The 20709-nt window shown below is 44.4% G+C and carries 17 protein-coding genes; 9 read left to right on the top strand and 8 right to left on the bottom strand.

The features are described 5' to 3' along the window. Positions 1-157 precede the first annotated feature (157 nt). The 3 genes from JN178_RS14470 (at position 158) to JN178_RS14460 (ending at position 6510) form a co-directional block, all read left to right on the top strand. Positions 158-1045 (top strand): SDR family NAD(P)-dependent oxidoreductase, encoded by an 888-nt coding sequence (locus JN178_RS14470; protein ID WP_202262158.1) that lies wholly within the window; start codon positions 158-160, stop codon positions 1043-1045. Between the two features lie 180 nt (positions 1046-1225). After that, positions 1226-4477 carry a VPS10 domain-containing protein gene (locus JN178_RS14465; RefSeq protein ID WP_202262157.1) on the top strand — a complete coding sequence of 1084 codons (3252 nt, stop codon included), beginning with the start codon at positions 1226-1228 and terminating at the stop codon, positions 4475-4477. Between the two features lie 104 nt (positions 4478-4581). Continuing rightward, on the top strand, positions 4582-6510 hold the full coding sequence (locus JN178_RS14460; protein ID WP_202262156.1) for a TonB-dependent receptor domain-containing protein: 1929 nt from the start codon (positions 4582-4584) through the stop codon (positions 6508-6510). Here JN178_RS14460 and JN178_RS14455 read toward each other — a convergent pair. Beyond that, positions 6502-7026, bottom strand: a complete 525-nt coding sequence (locus JN178_RS14455) for a PepSY domain-containing protein (RefSeq protein WP_202262155.1) — start codon at positions 7024-7026, stop codon at positions 6502-6504. The two genes, JN178_RS14460 and JN178_RS14455, sit on opposite strands and share 9 nt — an antisense overlap. Positions 7027-7168: 142 nt before the next feature. Then, positions 7169-8167 carry a hypothetical protein gene (locus JN178_RS14450; protein ID WP_202262154.1) on the bottom strand — a complete coding sequence of 333 codons (999 nt, stop codon included), beginning with the start codon at positions 8165-8167 and terminating at the stop codon, positions 7169-7171. Between the two features lie 48 nt (positions 8168-8215). Here JN178_RS14450 and JN178_RS14445 point away from each other — a divergent pair, with 48 nt between their 5' ends. The 4 genes from JN178_RS14445 to gloA all read left to right on the top strand — a co-directional run bounded on the left by JN178_RS14445 (position 8216) and on the right by gloA (position 11762). After that, positions 8216-9607 (top strand): radical SAM protein, encoded by a 1392-nt coding sequence (locus tag JN178_RS14445; RefSeq protein ID WP_202262153.1) that lies wholly within the window; start codon positions 8216-8218, stop codon positions 9605-9607. Next, positions 9604-10491 carry a DUF547 domain-containing protein gene (locus JN178_RS14440; protein ID WP_202262152.1) on the top strand — a complete coding sequence of 296 codons (888 nt, stop codon included), beginning with the start codon at positions 9604-9606 and terminating at the stop codon, positions 10489-10491. The genes JN178_RS14445 and JN178_RS14440 overlap by 4 nt, the downstream gene beginning before the upstream one ends. Before the next feature lie 62 nt (positions 10492-10553). Beyond that, the gene (locus tag JN178_RS14435) at positions 10554-11147 is read left to right on the top strand and encodes a DUF1456 family protein (RefSeq protein ID WP_202262151.1); all 594 of its coding nucleotides are present in this window, start codon (positions 10554-10556) and stop codon (positions 11145-11147) included. 66 nt (positions 11148-11213) lie between these two features. Beyond that, a complete protein-coding gene (gene gloA / locus JN178_RS14430) occupies positions 11214-11762 on the top strand; it encodes a lactoylglutathione lyase (RefSeq protein WP_202262150.1) in 549 nt (182 codons plus the stop codon). Between the two features lie 133 nt (positions 11763-11895). Here gloA and JN178_RS14425 read toward each other — a convergent pair whose 3' ends face one another. The 5 genes from JN178_RS14425 to JN178_RS14405 form a co-directional block, all read right to left on the bottom strand. Next, a complete protein-coding gene (locus JN178_RS14425; RefSeq protein WP_202262149.1) occupies positions 11896-13050 on the bottom strand; it encodes a M56 family metallopeptidase in 1155 nt (384 codons plus the stop codon). Beyond that, entirely contained in the window at positions 13043-13435 is a 393-nt protein-coding gene (locus JN178_RS14420) for a BlaI/MecI/CopY family transcriptional regulator (protein WP_202262148.1), read from the bottom strand. Before JN178_RS14420 ends, JN178_RS14425 begins: the two co-directional genes overlap by 8 nt. Positions 13436-13560: 125 nt before the next feature. After that, a complete protein-coding gene (locus JN178_RS14415; protein WP_202262147.1) occupies positions 13561-15543 on the bottom strand; it encodes a class I adenylate cyclase in 1983 nt (660 codons plus the stop codon). 136 nt (positions 15544-15679) lie between these two features. Then, positions 15680-16336, bottom strand: coding sequence for a hypothetical protein (locus JN178_RS14410; RefSeq protein WP_202262146.1), 657 nt, complete (start codon positions 16334-16336; stop codon positions 15680-15682). Between the two features lie 117 nt (positions 16337-16453). Continuing rightward, entirely contained in the window at positions 16454-16990 is a 537-nt protein-coding gene (locus JN178_RS14405) for a DUF4136 domain-containing protein (protein ID WP_202262145.1), read from the bottom strand. Positions 16991-17183: 193 nt separating this feature from the next. Between JN178_RS14405 and JN178_RS14400 the strand changes: the two genes are divergently transcribed. Further along, positions 17184-18017 (top strand): hypothetical protein, encoded by an 834-nt coding sequence (locus tag JN178_RS14400; RefSeq protein ID WP_202262144.1) that lies wholly within the window; start codon positions 17184-17186, stop codon positions 18015-18017. Between the two features lie 21 nt (positions 18018-18038). Here JN178_RS14400 and JN178_RS14395 read toward each other — a convergent pair whose 3' ends face one another. Then, positions 18039-19694 carry an acyl-CoA dehydrogenase family protein gene (locus tag JN178_RS14395; protein ID WP_202262143.1) on the bottom strand — a complete coding sequence of 552 codons (1656 nt, stop codon included), beginning with the start codon at positions 19692-19694 and terminating at the stop codon, positions 18039-18041. 99 nt (positions 19695-19793) lie between these two features. On the opposite strand from JN178_RS14395, the gene JN178_RS14390 reads away from it, so the two are divergent. After that, positions 19794-20705 carry a PaaX family transcriptional regulator gene (locus JN178_RS14390; protein WP_332460849.1) on the top strand — a complete coding sequence of 304 codons (912 nt, stop codon included), beginning with the start codon at positions 19794-19796 and terminating at the stop codon, positions 20703-20705. Positions 20706-20709 lie beyond the last annotated feature (4 nt).

Genomic DNA, 20709 nt, shown 5'->3' with positions numbered 1-20709 from the left:
GTCAAATTCGTCAAATAAAGTATTCCGTTTCAAAAAGCCCGCCTACTCTTAGTGCTAATGACTTGTGCCTTGCTGCGCTCGTAACCTTTCGCGCAGTGAATTGCAGCAATAACACCATTTCAAAGCCAAAGAAGCAGAAATACAACAGGAGTACATAATGTCTAATGAGTTTGCCGGAAAGACAGCGATCATCTCTGGAGCAGCAGGTGGGATAGGCTTGGCATTGGCAGAAGCCTTTGCCGAACAGGGGATGAATATTGTAATGGGCGATATTGATACGCAAGCGTTACAAATATCTGCCGATGAACTGCGTGCCAAGGGCTTCAATATTTTAACTTGTGCACTTGATGTCACAGACTATGCGCAGTGGCAGGATATTGTGACAAGTGCCAAAGCACAGTTCGGTAAGGTGCACATGGTAGTTAACAATGCAGGTGTGGGAGGAACGCCGGGAAAAATAGAAGACTCAGAGCACGAAACATGGCGCTGGGTAATGGACGTAAACGTAATGGGTGTGCTTTATGGCGCGCAAGCATGCGTACCCGCTATTAAAGAGCATGGCGAAGGCGGCTGGGTGCTTAATGTTGCCTCTATGGCAGGTATGATGGGGATGCCATACGCAGGCGCTTACTGCGCTTCAAAAGCGGCAGTGGTATCGATGTCTGAAAGCTGGGTTGCGGAACTACAGCCGCACAATATCCATGTGTCGGTATTGTGCCCAGCTTTCGTTAAAACGCGCATTCACGAATCTTATCGCAATCGTCAACAGAAATACGCTGTAGCCTCTGACAAGCGAATTGATAAGGATAAGCTAAAAGCGGGAGCACAGGCTGCTACACGAGCCGTCGAATCGGGTATTCCAGCTACAATGCTTGCACAGCGAGTATTAGAAGCATTGCGTTCGAATCAAACTTACATTTACACGCACCCTAATTATCGCAAAGTAACCAGCGCCCGTTTTAAAGCCATTGATCATGCATTCGTTGATGCAAAAGACAGTGACGTGGTTGGGCATCTAATTAATGATGACATCGTGACGTTTTAACTTGTGTTGTTGGTGAATGGGCACGACCGAGTATGCAGACATCCATATTAGTTTACATTCGTTAAACTACATTTTTGGGTGGTTGGTCGTGTGGTTAATTGAAAGTTAACCAAAATATTAGTAATGCTATAAAGTTACAAAATAGAATTCCCATAACATGAAACACACTGGATAATAATAATGAACAAGCTCCTAAAAGCGGCAGTAGCGGTGTCAATGGCACTTTCTATGCCCGTAATGGCAGATAAATCAGACAAGGAAGCAGTTTTCAACAGCGCGACTTTTGAAGCGATGGAACTGAGAAACATTGGCCCAGCATACATGTCTGGTCGTATTGCCGACATTGCTGTCGACCAAAATAACCCATCAACTTGGTATACTGCTGTAGGTTCTGGTGGCGTGTGGAAAACCACAAACGCTGGCACCACATGGAAGCCAATTTTTGACAAACAGGCTGTGTATTCAATTGGTGATGTAACGATAGCGCCAAGCAATTCAAACATTGTTTGGGTTGGTACTGGCGAAAACAATGGTGGTCGTCACATTAGCTTTGGCGACGGTGTTTATAAGTCTACAGATGGTGGCCAGACATGGAAAAATATGGGGCTGAAAAAGTCTGAACACATTTCTGATATTATTATCCACCCAACAAATCCCGATATTGTATGGGTTTCTGCGCAAGGTCCACTTTGGACAGGAGGCGGCGAACGCGGTCTTTATAAAACCACTGATGGTGGTGAGACGTGGAAGCAGGTTCTGAAAGGCGCCGATGAGTGGACTGGCGTAACGTCGCTACTTATTGACCCTCGTAATCCAGATAAGCTATATGCTGCCACGTGGGCGCGTCAGCGCACCATTGCTGCTTACGTAGGTACCAATGAAGGGGCAGGTATTCACACATCAGATGATGGTGGTGAAACATGGACTGAGCTAAAAACTGGCTTACCAAGTGGCAACATGGGTAAAATTGGTATGGCAATATCACCAATGAATCCTGACGTGCTATATGCCACTATTGAAACCGACAATCGCAAAGGCGGTTTCTACCGTTCATCAGATCAAGGCGCAAGTTGGAGTAAGATGTCTGACGAAGTAGGGGGCGGTACGGGTCCTCACTACTATCAGGAGATATTTGCTGATCAGCATCAATTTGACCGCGTTTACATTGTCAGCAACTACAGTAAAGTGTCTGATGACGGCGGCAAAACATGGACGCCAATTAATACTAAACGCAAACACGTAGACGATCACGCCATGGCGTTCCATCCAACCGATCCTGATTTTGTGTTGATGGGATCTGATGGTGGTATCTACATGTCTCACGACAGAATGGCCAACTGGCGATTTATGGCAAACCTGCCATTAACGCAATTTTATAAAGTTGCGCCAGACGACAGCAAACCCTTCTATACCGTTTATGCTGGCGCGCAAGACAACTCGACACAAGGTGGTCCATCTCGTACCAACCGAGAAGAAGGTATTAAGAACAAAGATTGGTTCTTAACTTTAGGCGGAGACGGACACCAGCCAGCGGTGGAGCCAGGCAACCCAGATATAATGTACTCGCAGTGGCAACAAGGTAATCTGGTTAGAATTGATACAACCAATAAAGATGGTGTGTATATTAAGCCACAACCACTACCAGGGGACCCGGCAGAACGCTTTAACTGGGATGCGCCAATTAACGTATCAGCACACGATCCGAAGCGTATCTATTTTGCTTCTCAGCGTGTGTGGCGAAGCGATGATCGCGGAGACAGCTGGACGCCTATCTCTAAAGACCTAACGCAGAATAAAAATCGTATGCACATGCCGATGATGGGCAGAACCTGGTCGGTAGAAGCAGGATGGGACTTGTATGCAATGAGTGAGTTCCACACTATTGCTAACTTTGCAGAGAGCCCAGTAGATGAAAATATCCTGTGGGTAGGTACTGATGACGGCATTATTCAAGTGACCACTGATGGCGGTAAAAACTGGAAGAAGATTGAACTAGACGATATTCGCGGTATTCCTGCCACGGCTTATGTCAACGATATTCGAGCGGATCTGTTTGATCCAAACACTGTTTACGTCGCCTTGGATAATCACAAGTATGGCGATTACAAACCGTATCTTATTAAGTCGACCAATTTAGGTAAAAAGTGGACGTCACTTGCCGATGATTTACCTGAGAAGCATCTTGTTTGGCGTATTGTCCAAGACCATGTAAACAAAGACTTGATGTTTATCGGTACTGAGTTTGGCATCTTCTTTACCGTTGATGGTGGTAAAGATTGGGTTGAACTTGATGGTGGCATGCCAACGATTTCAACTCGTGATGTAAAGATTCAACGTCGTGAGAATGATTTAGTTGCCGGTACATTTGGCCGTGGTATATATATTCTGGATGACTACGCACCATTGCGTCAGCTTACCAAGCAATCGATGGAGCAAGATGCGTTACTCTTTGCACCAAGTCGCCCGGTTAAGTGGTTCCAGTTAGATACTAACCATACTGACTCTGACGGTGATGATCGCTTTGTTGCTGAAAATCCGGAGCACGGAGCAACACTGACTTACTATCTGAAAGATAGCTTGCTAACCGCCAAGGATAAACGTCAGGAAGCTGAGAAAAAACTGCTTGATGACAAAAAGTATCCTAAATATCCAAGTTGGGAAACAGTAGAAGCCGAGCTTGAAGAAGCGAAGCCTGCGGTTTATCTAGAGATTCGTGATGCCAATGGTGATGTGGTGAATCGTGTTGAAGGAAGCACTAAGAAAGGTCTTCACCGTGTAACGTGGGAAATGGACTATGCGCTCACAACACCGCTTACCGATAAAGAAGGTCGAAATGGTGGCTTTATGGCGATGCCTGGTACTTATACCGCGGCCTTGTTTAAGCGCGAGGGCGCTGAAATAACGCAGTTGGCAGTGCCAGTTGAGTTTGTTTTAGAGTCGATTTACCCAGGTGCTTTAGAAGGTCCTTCTGCTCAAGACATTAAGACATTCCAAGCGTCGTTAGAAAGTGCACAGAAACGCGCAATGTCGTCAACGGCTGTGCTTAAACAGCTTGAGGGCACTATGGAGCTACTACGTGTTGCCATTGACCGTACACCGAGCGATGTGTCTGCACTTGAAGCGAAGTATGCGTCTATACAACGCGAAATTCACGATGTGAATAACGTACTGTTTGGACTTGAGTCTCGTGATCGCAAGGGGGCAAAACCTGCAAATGTGATGAGTCGCTTAGGCTATGCACGTTCGGCGCTTTGGTCATCGTATGGTCCAACACAGCAGCATAAAGATCAGTTAGGTTATGCGGCTGACGGTCTAGCAGACGTTACGGCTCGTATTAAAACGCTTCAAGAAAGCGCGGTACCAGCACTGCAACAATCTGTTGTCGACCAAGGAGGTCCTTGGACTACAGGTTTAACTGTTATTGCTAAGTAAGTAAGCCTTTGATAAAAAACGGCAGACAGTGTTCTGCCGTTTTTTGTTTTCACTCCATTGCGTTATTTGCGAAGGCAAATACGTTTTAATTGTAAGAATTTAGATTGTTTAAACTCACCTTTGCACTGGGCAGTGTGTTGGTGTCTGCTCAACTTTTAGCAGTACCAGAAGCCAACATTGAAAGATACACGGTTACTACTGAACGTTCGTTTTATGACGACACGCTCGCGCGGATTTTTCCTCAATATCGCTACAATCAGCGCGATATTGGCAGCCCTTTGCACATTAACGATATCTTATTGCAATCACCCTCGGTCAGCTTAAACGGGCAGGGTGGACAATTACAAAACATCAATATTCGAGGCTTTTCAAGATGGCGCGTTCAGTCGCTTGTCGATGGTGTTCCCGTTGTTAGCGACCGCCGTGCAGGCGCAAGTATTGGTTTTGTTCCCCCATCATTAATTGACAATGTGTCTGTTGTACCCGGCGCAACCTCTACCTATCTTGGTTCAGGAGCAATAGGTGGAGCGGTCAATTTGCACTTTAATAGTGTTGTTGAGCCAACTATTCAAATAGGCGTTAGCGACAACCAAAATAGGCGTGAAATTAGCTATGCTGACGTTGTTGATGACACCGACTGGCATATTGCTTATCGGCATGCAGGCAATGGCGAAGATGCGAATAGTCGAGAATTGTTAGATGGGTTTGAACAAACATCATTTTTTATTCGTCATCGTTCACAAGACAGTGATGTAGAGGAAGCATGGACACTTTATTCACACAATCGAGATATTGGAAAGTCGAGTAGCGATTTTCCTACGGATCGGATAACGGTTTATCCAAGTAATACACATTGGCTTGGGAAGCTTCGTTTTAATATAAAAAGTCAAAGTGATGATAGTGAAAATGGACTAGAGGCAAGTGTGTGGTGGCACCGCAACACACTTGAAACTAACACACTACGACCTGAAAAAAGGATTAATACAAGTGACAATGAAGCACTGGACTTTGGGGCGAGTGTAGGCAAACGCCTAATGGTAAGTGAATGGTTCACGCACTGGCAGTTACAAGTAAATGGCCGAGAAGGCGTAATTACTGATGAGAGTGAGTTTTCGCTTCCATCGGCATCGCTGGAATATGCTATCCGAACCTTGGATGCAAGCGAGCTTACCGTTGCAGGCGTATTAGATGCCAGTCGCTCATTTAACAGTGTGTCAGTTGCTGCGGGCGGTCGGGTCGACTGGCAGCGACAGTCAACAGATATTGCCGATGTTGTTGATGCTAAGGCTGTAACTAACGCTAATGTCAGCGGGTTTATAGGCACAAGCTATGCAGTGTCGTCACGATGGACAACAAGTATTTACTTGTCGAGTGCCTTTAGAAATCCGTCACTGACCGAGCGCTTTTTTAGCGGGGAAACACCGCGTGGTACTGTACTTGGAGATAGTCAGCTGGATAGCGAAAGCGCCACCAATACGCAGGCTACAGTATTTTATGCAGATGATCAGATTAGTGGTTCATTAGCACTGTTTTATCAGGACGTTGATAATTATATCGAGAGAAAAACGGTTCGCGATAATGCGGGGAATGACACCGAGATTTTGCAATATTCCAATCTCGATAGTGCCGTGATCAAAGGGGCAAACTATCAAATTAAGTGGAATGACTTAAATGACCAATGGGGCGTTCAACTGACTGGGGCCTTCACACATGGCAAGGACAACCATGGCGCGACAGTTGCCGATATCCCCCCGCACAATCATCGTCTAACCCTTCATTACGATGCAAAGCAGTGGCGGTGGTTTAGTTCCGTAATTTATCGAGCCAGTAAGCGAGAGATTGGCGATGGTGAGCGTGAACTCGAACGCGTGGTTACGTTAGATATAGGCGCGGCATTGCAACTTACACCACGGATAACAGTTAATGCTGACGTTCAAAACCTAACCAATCAGCTTTTCTATAGTAGTGCCGACGACAAAGCGGCATATGCCCAGGGGCGAACGATACAATTGAGTGCCACTTTCTTACTGTGAACGGTATAAACGTTTTTTGTATTTGCTCTTTAGTGTGGTGTATAGCATGACTAAACCGGAAAGCCATAATACAAATAATAAAATGGCGACCGGAAGAAACACCCAGAGTTTCGCCCCTTCAAAAAACCAGCTGCCATCATGTATGGCTTCTATTGTGTCGGTGCGTCTGTAGGCGACATGAAGCACGTCGGCAGTGGTTGCATCTATCTGCACTTCCCAGTGGTTCTTACCCCGTATCTTAATGATGCCTTTGCTGGGTCTTACATCAAGGCGGTCAATGTCATCCCATGTTGTTATGTTAACACTGGGAACCTGTTGAACTGCATTTAACACGCTTTCGAAACTAACGGATGGCGCAGCGTTGTGCACTTTTTGAGTAGGAGGTTGAAGCCAGTCAAACTCCTTCTTTACCTGCAGTAGTAACCCGCTACCAATAACAATAACAACGGGAATAGAGATCACCAGAGAAAACCATAAATGTAGGTTTCGGCTGATTCTTCGAAGGGATGATGACATGTAATTACTACCTCAAGCGATTAAAGCGCGCGGTGCTATTGTGGGCGCGCTTGTGCTGCACTATAAGGCAAATGACTTTTTGAGTAAAAATAGAAAACGGTCAAGTGCTATAAAATATCGTCTGTTTGATACATTGCCATATTTAATGAATAACAGGGTGTGCAAAGTGCAGTCGTGTATCACAGGTAAGTGAGGTGACTGATTCTTTTACTGTCATTGCACCTAAGTATTGCCATTTTGCTGATTTAATGCCTTGCGCATTATTGGGGGCAGCGTAAATATCCCACTGTATACGATGGTTGGAGTAATGCGCTAAAGCCAACTCGTCGCGAAAATCTGACTTATCGACAAATGCTGTATCTGTGCTGGCAACAAGCTTTAACCAGTGCGGCCCATTGAGTGGTAAAGGTGTATTAGTAGTAAGGTCGCTTTGGGGGATACGAGCAATATGAGAAACAGGTCGAAATCGTGCATTAGCTTTTTCTTGGCTAAACAGTTTATCTGCTGTTTCTAGATCACTTTCTACCCTATACGCCGTGAGCAACTGACTAAAAGGTGGCAGCTCGCCAAGACTTGGTTCGTTGGTCATGGGCAAACTAAGTACGTGTTGGGTTTGGGTGCCCCCTAGAGAATGCATAACAAAGAGGTTGTACGTAAGAGGTTTTGTCGCGTCTTCACCCTTTAATTCTGGGAATAATTTAATTGCCATTCCAAAGGCTCTTTTATCAACTTGCTTGGTGCCACTTAAGCTCACTGATGCACGCACGATAACCGGAACATCAGTGCCTTTTGAATAAAGACCAGTGTACGACGAGTTTTCACTTATATGCCAATTGCCGGCAAAGCAAATGCCGTTTGCTTGCAATAGTTTTTGTTTACCTTCAAGTTCAACGAAATCAGCAGTACTGGATAACGTGCGTTTGGCATGCTTGAGTAGAAGATTTTCGCCATTATTGTCGAAGTGTTTACGTGACACTTGGTATTGCGGCAGAAATGGATACGGGTCTGAAAATACGGCCTGCTTCACGTGCTTATAATAGTCTTGGTTGACGTTGTCATCATTGTTCGAGCTATATGAAATAAATGGCAATGCAATTAACCCAACTGCAAAAAAACGCCATATTGTGAAAGTATTTTTCATAGCAAAAGGTCTTTTTGGATATTACGTAGCTTCAAAAGGCGCTTAGTTATGGCGTGTTCACCAGTGAGAACAAGACAGCAACAGCTGGCCAATACCAAACAGCGTATGGGTGATCATTTCACGCCGAATCAGCTTCTCGGACGAACTCATACCATTGGGTGTGTAGCCGTAGAAATTACGCAAAAATGTAATCTAGATTGCACCTTATGCTATTTGTCTGAGCATTCGCAAGCAGTTCGTGATATTCCACTTCAAGAGGTTTATCAGCGATTAGATAGTATATTGCTGCACTATGGGGCCGGCACTAGCGTACAAATTACAGGGGGCGATCCCACGCTAAGAAAGCACAGTGAACTCGTCGATATCGTGGCCTATGCCACTCAGTTAGGACTGCATACCGCGCTATTTACAAACGGCATAGCGGCGTCGAGAGCATTACTTACCCAGCTTGCCAACGTTGGCCTCAATGATGTTGCTTTTCACGTTGACACCTCACAAGAGCGTGAAGGGTATAGTAGCGAGAAGTCATTAAACGCCATTAGAGAAGAGTATATTGCCCGCGCGCAAGGGCTTGGTCTTATGGTGATCTTCAATACAACGGTGCATAACAGCAATTTTCATGAACTGCCCATGCTGGTGGATTTTTTTGTTCGCAACGCCAGTGTAGTTAGCTTTGCGTCATTTCAGCTTCAAGCCGAAACCGGGCGGGGGGAGTGGGGAGCAAGAAGTGATGTAGTTGACCCTATGACGGTGAAAGGCGCTATTGAAAAGGCGGTAAACAAAACGTTGCCATGGGAAAAAGTGCGCATAGGGCATAGTGACTGTCATAGCTATATGCCAACGTTAGTGACCAATAATTCGGTTTTTTCTGTTGTTGACGATGCGAATCTATTTGCTCAATTCATCGAAGCGTTTAAGCATATTCAAATTACCCGCCAGCATGGAAAAGGGCGTATTGCATTGGCTTATGCAAAAGCGCTTCTTATGCAGCCACGTTGGATAGCGAAACTTGTCAAAGCCGTATTCCAAAAACTCTTTGAAATGCGCGCAAGCTTAGTAAAAGGTCGCGGGCGAATTCATAAGTTGTCTTTTTTTGTTCAAAATTTCATGGATGCCAATGCCTTAGTGCAAGAGCGAATTGATGCGTGCTCTTTTATGGTGATGACCGCAGATGGCCCAGTGTCTATGTGCCAGCATAATGCAAACAGAGACGACTACATTTTAAAGCCGCTTTCTTATACCAATGCTCGTGGGCAAGTAAAACGTTACGAGCCATTGAGTGAGCGCTACAAAAACGAACGTTATCAACGCGATAACATTATTCCAATTCGCAATCTTTCTGATAGAGAGCAGAACGACGAGCAAAATGGCGACCAAAACGGCGAGCAAAAAGAAAGAGCAGCGAGTTCAAATCAACTAACCGGGAACAAGATATCATGATACCGACAAAGACCAGCGTAACGCGACAACCAAGGTTATTTCACTGTAACCCATTTTTACTACTGCTCCTGTCGTTGTTTTTTGTTTATCTTGTACCCGCGGCAAGCTATAGCGAAGCCGCGCAGGTAGTGACGAGTGCAAATTCAGGAAATGATAGCGAACAGCCCTTTGAAGTGCGTTATCAACGCGCTATGAAGCACTGGCGCTATGTGTTAGCAACGTACGTCGATGAACAGGGGCGGACAAATTTTCATGCCCTAGCGAAGGATATTGAGCCACTTGAATACGTGGTGTCAGTCATTGAAGTTGTCAGCCCAAGTGCCACTCCTCAACTCTTTCCTAGTAAAGAAGACGTATTGGCGTTTTATATCAATACGTACAACGTGCTTGCAATGTACGGTGTTATTGAAAGAGGGATCCCAGATGGTTTCACGAACTTCTTTTCAAGAGCGAGCTTTTTTAAACTTCGCGATGTCGTTATTGGAGGGGAAGTAACAAATCTGTACGACTTCGAGAATGACGTTATTCGGCCGCTTGATGAGCCAAGAGTACATTTTGCGCTAAATTGTATGGTAAAAGATTGCCCCAGACTGCCTCAAGAGCCTTTCTATGCGCACAACCTTGATAGCGTGCTCGAATCGTTAACCACCGCGTTCTTTGCTAATCCGAAGCATTTCTATTTAGACAGTAAGCACAAACGCGCATACGTGTCAGAAATACTCGACTTTTATACAGAGGATTTTGTTGAGTCAGGTAAGTCGCGAGACCTGCCTCAGTATATTAATCGGTACCTAGAATCTGAGATACCGAGTCATTACAAAGTGCGCTTTATTGACTACGATTGGCGTATAAATTCAACCGATACGGTAGGCGTATCGAAGTGAGGCGATGTGATATATAATTAAGGGCTCAACTTCCCCTCATTTTTATATTTCATAGGCTAGACATGATCCACAACGATGTTTTACGTCGCTTGCGTTACGCACTTGCAATTAACGATACTGCTGCCATCAGTATATTCAAACTTGTCGACTACGACATGGATATTGATTACCTACATGCCATTATGAAAAAAGAGGGTGAGGAAGGTTACTTACCTTGTCGCGATAAAATTATCTCGTTGTTTTTAGATGGCTTGATCATAAAAAACCGAGGAAAACAGGAAGGCAGTACGCCGCAAGTTTTAGACGCCGGTGAGCGCTTAAGCAATAACGACATTCTCAGGAAAATCCGTATTGCTATGAGCTACAAAGATGACGATATGATTGTTGTGCTAAAAAACGCTAACTTTCGTATCAGTAAAGGCGAGTTATCTGCATTCTTTAGAAAGCCCGATCACAGAAATTTTAAACCTGCTGGAGATCAGGTTGTCCGCAACTTATTGCAAGGTATGGTGAAAAAGTACCGTCCTGACGCTACACGTAGCGCAAATAGAAAACCTAGCGATAAGACCAACGACAAAAGTAAAACGGTAGCAAAGGATAAAGATGGTCAGAAGAGCAACTCGGTTTGGGGAAAAGTCGCTAAACCGTCACGTTGATATTTAATTAAAATTGTTTGATTTGCTCGTAGCGTGCGAATGTGAACAACGAAAAGGACAGATTAAATGAGCCGACATTTTGATAGTGCTGAAGGATTATGCGAGGAAAAAGACAATGCCACCCATGGTTATGTTTTTAATCAAACCATGTTGCGTATTGCTGACCCTAAGCGTTCGTTAGATTTTTATACGCGAGTAATGGGCATGACGCTCATCAAGCGTTTAGATTTCGAAGAAATGCAGTTTAGTTTGTATTTCTTAGCTGCGGGTGAGGACTTTTCTGACATTAGTGAAGACGACAATACCCGCATGCAACAAACGTTTGGACGCCCTGCAATGTTGGAGTTGACTCACAATTGGGGGGATACACCCGAAACGGTGCAATATCACAATGGCAATAGCGAACCTAAAGGGTTTGGTCATATCGGCTTTCATGTACCGGATGCAGAAGCAGCATGTGCGCGATTTTCATCGCTTGGCGTAGAGTTTCAAAAAGGTCTTAACGATGGCGCCATGAAAGGTATAGCGTTTATTAAAGATCCAGACGGTTATTGGATTGAAATTTTCAATGCGTCCAACGTGGCCGACACCTGCGCACCACATCTAAAGAAGTAAATTCGAAAAAACACTAAAAGGAGCACCAGCTCCTTTTAGTATTTTCTCTTCTACCATTCAACGTTTTACACGCGATTTTACAACCATTGGCTATAGCATTCGTGGTCTACATTGAAGGCACTTTTACACCAGCTTAAGGGGCCAGCTTAAAATCAAGTTGTACTAATAAACCCCTTTGTTTCATTGCTTTCCCGTTTTTTATAGCGGGCTTGTATTGCCATTGCTTAAATGCGGCAATGGCATTTTTTTCAAAAATCCCTTTAGGTGACGACTTCACTATTTTGATATTGTCTGTACTGCCTGTTTCAGTAATATCAAACTTTAGTACCACAAAACCTTCCAGGTTTTCCTTAATAGCCTTATCAGGGTAAATGGGCTCAATGCGCTTAGTGGGATAGGCTTCATTTATTTTCGCACTGGCTTTTTTCATTTCAGCCTGAGGGGCATTCGCTAATACGGTGTTTGCGGTAAACAAGGTCGCAATAGTCAATGCGACTACGGCTACTATCTTACTGCCGCTGGCAGGTTGTTTTATTGCATGTAAGCGTTTCATCATAGTACTTTTTTCTCCAAAAGTAGGGTACAGGGTTATTGTTGTGGAGCACTCCTGTGCGCATTGCACGAGTGCTTTGGCGTAGTTAATTTTTTCTTTTTCAGTTTTGCTTTGTAATACACTGTGATCACAGGCGAGTTCTTGATTTATACGAAATGACTTAAGTGCAATCCATGATAATGGGTTAAACCAAAATACGGCCGCAAGTACCAATGCCAGTGTGTTCCAAAGATGATCACAGTGCTGTCGATGCACATTTTCATGCTCTAGTATTAAAGCCTGCTGAGCCGGTGTGAATGCAGATTTAAACCAATAGGGTAGCAACACTTTAGGGGCAAAAAGTCCAAACAGCATAGGTGTAGCAGCTTTGCTTGAATAGTAAGCTTCGGTGTTAATGGCCTTTCTCTTGCTAATTGAGCGCCACGTTGTGACGTGATGCACAAGAACATAGGCCGCAATTGTGCTTGCCCCAACTGCCCACACACTAAATAAAATATTGATATCTTGATTTACGATATCAGGCCTTACCCCAACCACATAACGGCTAAATGCTGCTGACTCTATTGCTACCATGTCGACAGGAAGGTTGTTAGCAATAAGTAACAAAGGCACAAGAAGCCATAACTTGTAAGTCAACAATGTTCCTAAACGCGCTGTTAAGTGGCGTTCTGTTAACACCAACATGGCAAGTGAGATACACAGCACACCCTGCTGTGCGATAAGCCAATCAATCATTGTCTTTTTCCCATTTCTCAATTAGTGCTTTCAGTTCGCTTACATCTTGTTTGGTTAGCTCATTTTGATTGGCAAAACCCGCTACCATAGGCGCAATCTTTCCTTTAAATAAGCGACTGACAAAACTGCTGGTTTCTTTTTTGGTGTAATCTTCGCGAGCGATGAGAGGGTAATAAAGGTATTGGCGCTGTTGCTTTTCAAAGCTAACCACTTCTTTTTTAACGAGTCTTCCCAGTAGTGTCTTTACTGTTTTCTCGTGCCAGTCTTTGCGCTTGTTCAAGCGTTCTACAACTTGATTTGATGTTGCAGGGCTGTCATCCCAAAGTACATCAAGCACTTCAAACTCAGCGTTGGAGATATCGCTTTTTTGCGTGTTACTCGTCATTGTTACTCACCACTATATATGATTACAACTGTAGTCTTAAGATTAAGATTACATCTGTAATTATATTTTGCAAGTAATTTGTTGTTTATTTAATAAACAAGTGTGGGGAGGGGCAGAAGTAAGGTCTAGAGCACAGTAAAATTTAAGTCGTTTTCTTCAATAAATTCGCCAAGAATGCGCGCTTGTTGATTACCTCGTGGCACCATTACATAGCACTTAGGTAGCGGGGTAACTTCGCGTAATTCGTACCACAGATCATCAAGGACATCGTTGCCATGTTTTAGGAAGGTTTCACCCCAGGAGGTTGTGTAGAGCACACTTACATGTTCAACAGATGCTTTTTGACGTAGGGTTGGAAAGTTCACCATAGCTAAACAAGCGGTTATGCGCTCGGGGGCGAGTAAGTCCTCTCTTGGCAGTGCAGAGACTTTTACCGGAGGGAAGTATGCGCACAGATGCTTTAATAAGTCGTTGAGGTCGAGCTCACTAATCTCGCCATAGTTATAATCGAGGTATACCTTGCTGTTGGTATCAATTATTTTACTGGATACACACCACACCATCAGTGCTAATGCATTTGACGCTTGAGTAATGCGCTGTGCGTCATCCATGATACCCGATTTACTAAGTAAGTCACCCGCGTAGGCTGTCCAAACCTCGGTACCATTTTTCTGTTGCTTCATGGCAATGGTGATTTTTTCGCAGTAAAGGCTTTCGTCAAAGGCGCGTCGCAAAAACTCTATTTTGTGCTGTTTCTTGCCATAGAAGGTACTAAGGCGTCTGCCTAGCACTGTCATATCTTTTTCATCCATGGCTTGTTTGTATTCGCCAAGTTGTTTAGAAATACGGCGATAGCACTTCAACAAAAAGCGATGAATACGAGCGCTAAGTTGCACGCGCTCGCTAAACGACCATTCGTGTTGGTTGTCTAACAAGTAAAGCTGTTTTCTGCTCCAACCCCATCGCTTAGCATAAGACGCCATAATTTTGCGCTTAAAGTTGGGCTTTTCGTTTTCAGCGATTGTTTCGCTTAAGCGGCATGCGCATTTCAAATACAAGCATTGCTGCAAAATCAAGATGTCTTCGGGTTGGCCGTGGGATTTATAGTGTTCAATGAGCTCATCAAACATAAATGCATAAGGGTCGATATCAGCAACTTGTCCGGGCGCTTCACTGCCATGGTGTACGTGCTTCTTCAACACATTACACAATGGCTGTCCGTGCTCAATATTTGCTAGATAAACTTCTAATTTGGCCATCTTGAGCAGCGACTTAAATGGCGAGTCCATTGCTTTACCCAATTGCCATATTGCTGCTCCGAACAACTCGCTAGCGTCTAGTCGCTCTACGTTGCCCAAATCCATGAACCAATCAACATCGGGGGAACCGCCTTTCTCTAAACTGCTGTAGAGTGCTTGGTATTGCTTGTCGTTGGTTTTCTCTGGCGTTAGCCACCAAAAAGGCGCTTTTCCGGCAACCACAATATTGGTGCTGTAAAATTCAGCCTTCAAAAATAACGCTTGCGCTGAGCCTGCGCTCTCGCCATCGGCTACACCAAAATCGTTTTGTTTCACTTTGCCGATTTCAGACAGGAAAAAGTGAACCTCGATATTAAATTGCTGTTCTGCCCACGCTTCAATTGCCGATAGTTTTTGCTGCAATAAATCGAGCGCTTCGGGTGAGAATTGGCTGCCGTCTACACAAACCCAATAATCAAAATCCGATTCATCGGTTTGTGCAATAGTGCCTATACTTCCCATTAATACGAGCGAAGCTATAGCGCGCTGCCTTGGCCAGATTTGTTTTATATCGGCAAACAGGTTTTGCTGCTGTGGGAAGCAGCGCATGAGCGCATTTTCCACATCGGGTCGAAACGAGTAATTGTTAATACCGAAGGGGACTGCTTCACCCTTAGCGTTTGGGGCGACGTAGCCAGGCAGTTGTTCGTGGTTTACATGCACTAAGAACGGCAGTACGTGAAATAGTGGGCGATGTTCTAAAGGAAGAAGTGTCAAGGCACGCTCAATGCGCGCTTTGTTGTATCTCAAAACGCGTAATAAGCGAATAGTTAAGTTCTGTTGAACAGAAAGCGGCTGAGGCGCTGTCATTGCACTTTTTCTAACATCTTCATGTTGCCAAGCATAGCGCTATTTCTTGTCGAATTCCTTAATTTTCAGTGATAACTGATAAGATTTACCTAATGGGTTTGGCTGTACATCGAATTCCGCTCATTCGGTAAGTATCTTAGGTGCGCTTCTCTTCATACTTCTCGATGAGTGATTCGGTTCGCTTATCGCTTTCAAACACAAAACCATCCCTGTTGAAAGAGAGCGAGTTTTCGCTTGTCACTACTTTTCTGGCATCGGTTAAAAATTGTTGTATGGCATTTTCTGCATCGCCATTTTCTTGAAGTGACTTGGCGTACTCAGTCGCTTTTGACCACTCACTGAAGGAAGACAATTTGGCGGTTTGCGAAATCAAAGACGACAGGCGAGTATCTTTTTCCAAATAGCGCTCAAGTTTCTCAGAATTGATACCTTGCAATGCGAGATTATCGCTTTCTATATTTATAGTCTCGTTGTCGTCAAGACCCAGCGACCGGGCTAGATTACTTAACTCTGTGGCAAGTTTTTGCCTGTTAAAGTTCAGATAGTTTGCAATGGCATTGCCGTCTAAGGGAGCTTCGCCCTTTTCGATACTTTCCAATAGCTGCGCCGTTTTGTCAGTGCCCAATTGAGCGTGGAAATCGTTGAAGGAGCCTTGTAGTTCATCGGCTTTTTTAGCCTTCTCTACCACAGCCTGTAAAGCGTTGGTATTCCCCGCTGAGTCGTTCATATAGTCGACAAGAGACGGTCTTGAAGCGGTATTTAAGCGAGATAAATTTTGGTAAGTGGCGTCCATTTAGGCGTTCTGTGTTAACGGCGCAATAGCGCTGTAAGTTCAACATGTCATTACAGCAGCAAATATTGCGCCACAGATATTTTTCGCGCGTCATCCCTCTAAATCTATCTTTTATATTTATCGTCTAGTGGGATATTGTTCCAACAGTTGCTCGACAAGTTCATCGAGTTTAGCCTGTACGCTGATACTGTCTTTTGACTCAAGTTCAACACTGCCGGATGCACTGTAGATAAACTTGCCCTCCTTAACGATGTCAATTTCCAGACCTTGATAAAACGACACTTGCTCACCCACGGGAATACTAAATATGCTGCCAAGTGAAATTCCACCGGAGCGACCATAGCTACCCGTTCCCAATCCTAGATTGAGGGTTGTTCCATCATCTTTTGTAGCTGTAGAGGGAAGATAACCAACGCTTATATCTGCGTCATCCTCTGTAGCAGGAGTAAGCCCTTTTAACACAAGATGCTGAGTAATTTTATTTTCTAAATGATTTTGAAGTACTTGGTTTACCGCGTTAAGTGGCGGTTTAACGAAAAAGGTTTCTATATCGGCAAAGTTTTGTTGTTCGTCTACATTAACTTGAGGTTTATTAGACGCACAGGCTACGGTAAGCAGTGCCGTAATTACTATGAACAGAATGCGTAAAGTCATTGTGTATTTTATCCTTAAGCTGGTGCAGGCATTACTTTATCAGTTTACTTAAACGCCCATTTGCGTCTAATGGTTTGCAGAGTAAATCAAATAAATTATTGGTGATAGGTTTGTTTATTGCGATCTTTGCACTAGGTTTAGGGGAGAACGCGGTTAATTGGTATTACATATAGTGGAGGTGTCTAGCGTGCGAATGGCTGCGGTAATGCTTCTTCTTATCTGCGCACTTTTCTTTTCAAGGTTGCCACAGGCACAAGAGAATGGATTCACAATTACATGGGCCATTAATGACGCCCCTCCTTTTCACATTATCGAGGGTGAATACGAAAATTCAGGTATGTGCGATGTGCTCATTGATGCACTTAGTGCGCAAATGCCAGAGGTAGCGCATGAGACTATTCTGATGCCTCAGAATCGAATTAGAATGCTATCGAAGCAAAAGCAAAATTTGTGTTTTCCGTGCCTTATAAAAAGAGAAGATAGTGAGGTATGGCTTTACACTGATGAGACGGTTGTTCATGCGCCTTTAGGAATTATCGGGCTACCTGATGTCCTCGCGCCGTATTTAAGGGCGGATGGTAGAATATCATTGTCAGATCTTGCCAACGCGTTAACGCTTAGAATGGGAAAGCCGCTAGCGCGACGTTATCCTGATGTGCTGCAGCAATATGTCGATAAAGTCAGTAACACAAGCCATTTTGCCGAACTTACTGGTGAGAACGCTACAGTACGAGTACTTGAACAAATTGCACTGGGAAGAATAGATTACACCCTTGAGTACCCCTCTATTTTGAAATTTCATAACTTAACACAGGGCGAGAAAGCGTTGGTGTACTATGAAACGACTGAGCTATCCAGCAAGGGAATATCGGGTGCAATAGGATGTACAAACAATGCGTGGGGCGAAGAGGCAGTTTCCAGAATAAACAAGGCGTTACCCGTTATTTTGAGTAGTCCCATCTATCAAAAGCAAGAACAGTTTTGGCACGCAAATGTTGTCGTGCCAGATAAGAGCGCTACACGTTAACTGCTTCAATTCCTAAAGACCCTAAGCCATTATGCTCGCAAACGCTATAATGTCGTCAAAATTGGTGTCGCGCGCTAACGTGCCAAATGTTAATCCGCAGGCGTTACTTAAACGCGCATTACAAAACGCTTGTGCTAGCGGGTTGGTGTCATCACTCAGCAACACAGCGCCTTGTAACGCTAATGCTGCCTGTTCGGTAATATGTCGGCTTCGCAATTCCATATCGCCAGTGGCTGAAAAAGCGTCATACAGCTTTGCAAAATGTAAATCAAAGTATTTGTTCTTTCCTACTTGTTGCTTTAATTCATTAAATAGGGCGTTTTTCGCATTAGGCTCTTTAGCAATGGTGCGTAGCACATCTAAGCACTGCACGTTGCCGCTACCTTCCCAAATCGAATTAAGTGGTGCTTGGCGGTAATATCGAGGCAAAGGGTTTTCTTCAACGTAGCCAATGCCGCCCAAGCACTCCTGAGCCTCGTTTACAAAGGCAGGAGTACGCTTACAAATCCAGTATTTTCCAATAGCAGTCGCAATTCGTGCAAACGCGGCTTCTTGTTCATTATTCGGCGCGTCATCTACTGCTTTAGCGACACGCATAGTAAGTGCGGTAGCAGCTGCGCACTCTAAACTAAGATCTGCTAATACATTGCGCATTAAAGGTTGATTAATAAGCGTATTGCCGAAGGCGTCTCTATGGCTAACATGGTGCATTGCTTGTACCAGCGACTGACGCATGAGTGCTGAAGAGCCAATCATACAATCTAGTCGTGTTAGCGACACCATATCGATGATAACGGGAACACCGCGCCCTTCTTGTCCAACCAAATATGCTGTGGCGTCCTGAAATTCAACTTCAGAAGAGGCATTACTCCAGTCACCAAGTTTGTCTTTCAAGCGCTGAATTCTAACGTTATTTAATGTGCCATTTTCCAGTCGCCGAGGTAACAAGAAGCAACTTAATCCACGTTCAGCTTGTGCCAGAATTAAGTGTCCATCACACATAGGAGCGGAAAAGAAAAACTTATGACCGACAACGCGATAACTGCCATCATCTTGTTTTGTCGCCGTAGTGGTGTTGCGACGCACATCTGAACCACCTTGTTTTTCCGTCATCCCCATACCTAGGGTGATTCCCGCTTTATCTTTTGCGGGAAGCTCTCGATTATCATAGGTGCCATAGATGAGCTTTTCTAGCCAGTATTCAGGAAGTTCTTTTGCATGGCGCAATGCAGGTACCGCAGCATGGGTCATTGTGAGTGGGCATGACGTACCCGCCTCAGCTTGATAATGCATGTACATAAGTGCCGCGCGCACAATATGTGAGCCAGCTTGACCTTCATTGCGCCAAGAATAATTGTGCGCGCCATTCTCCATGGCAGATTGCAAAAGCGCATGATAGCTCGGGTGAAAATCTACGTTATCTATTCGCCTGCCGTAGCGATCAAAAGGTGAGAATACAGGTTTGTTTTTATTCGCCAATTCTCCATGTTCCATTAATGACTCACCTGTTACGGCGCCATAGGTGGACAGCGGTGACAGCATAGACGATTTCTCATTAGGCAGAAAAAGACAAGTGAAATGCTGTAGCAGACCGTCTTTTTCCCAAAGACTATAGGGAGGCATTACCTGAGGTTGGTTGTCAACGGTGTGGGTTTCAAAACGGTTTTGTTCAGTCATAACATGTTCACTTAGTGCAAGGCGATATAGAAACATTACATATAATATTTTATTTAATCAAACAAAGTAATGTTGAGATTGGTAGAAGGTTATTAGAAAGTGTTTGATAGGACGTATCAGCTGCTCGTGTATTATGGTAGCGATAGTGCAAACTCAGGTAAGTGCCACACGCACAATAAGCAAAAATCACATGTAGGTGAATTCGACAAAAACATGACTACAGATAAAGTGAAAAAGCCGGTAGCGCGTAAATTGCTCCTTAAACTGCTGGGCTCAAGAGACGATATTCAAATGAATGCAGCAACTGCTGTAAGAGTAGGGGCATTGTTTGGTATTTCGGAAAATAATGTTCGCGTTACTCTTAACCGTTTGCACAGTGCTAATTTACTGTCGCTGGTGGAAAGAGGCTACTATCAATTAGGGCAAAAGGGTAAGCAGTTTGCGGGTGAAATAAACCAGTGGCGAAACGCAGAATCGCTGTTGACCTCGTGGCACAACGATTGGATTGTTGTTCAAACGTCGATGTTGGCTAAAAGTGATAAAAAGCAGCAACGTCACAATACACGCGCCTTAAAGCTTTTTGGCATGCAGAGATTGGTCAATGACATGTACGTCAGACCAAACAATATGAAAGCGAGTGTAAATGAAATCAGGCAGAAGCTACTTACAGTAGGTTTATCGAAAGAGGCCCTCGTATTTAGCGCTTGTGACTTTGAGCAACGTATTCAGCAGAAAGCGTGTAAATTGTGGCATGGCGAACGCTTGGAAAAGCACTACCGGGAAGGTATCGACGAATTGCAACAATCCCTTGATAGCCTTTCAACGATGCCCCTTGAAGATGCACTCATTGCTTCTTACGAAGTGGGAGATAACGCAATTCATGACTTGGTTTTTGACCCATTACTACCCGCTCCTCTCGTGAACGCAAGTCTTCGAGAGCAATACCGCGCATTGGTGAAGCACTACGATGACGTAGGTAGTCAAATTTGGTATCAATTCTTGCATGGTTAAGTGC

It is taken from the genome of Alteromonas sp. KC3, assembly GCF_016756315.1.
Taxonomy (GTDB): Bacteria; Pseudomonadota; Gammaproteobacteria; order Enterobacterales; family Alteromonadaceae; genus Alteromonas.
The sequence above is the reverse complement of the archived record's forward strand: the minus strand, read 5'-3'. Positions and strand labels throughout refer to the sequence as shown.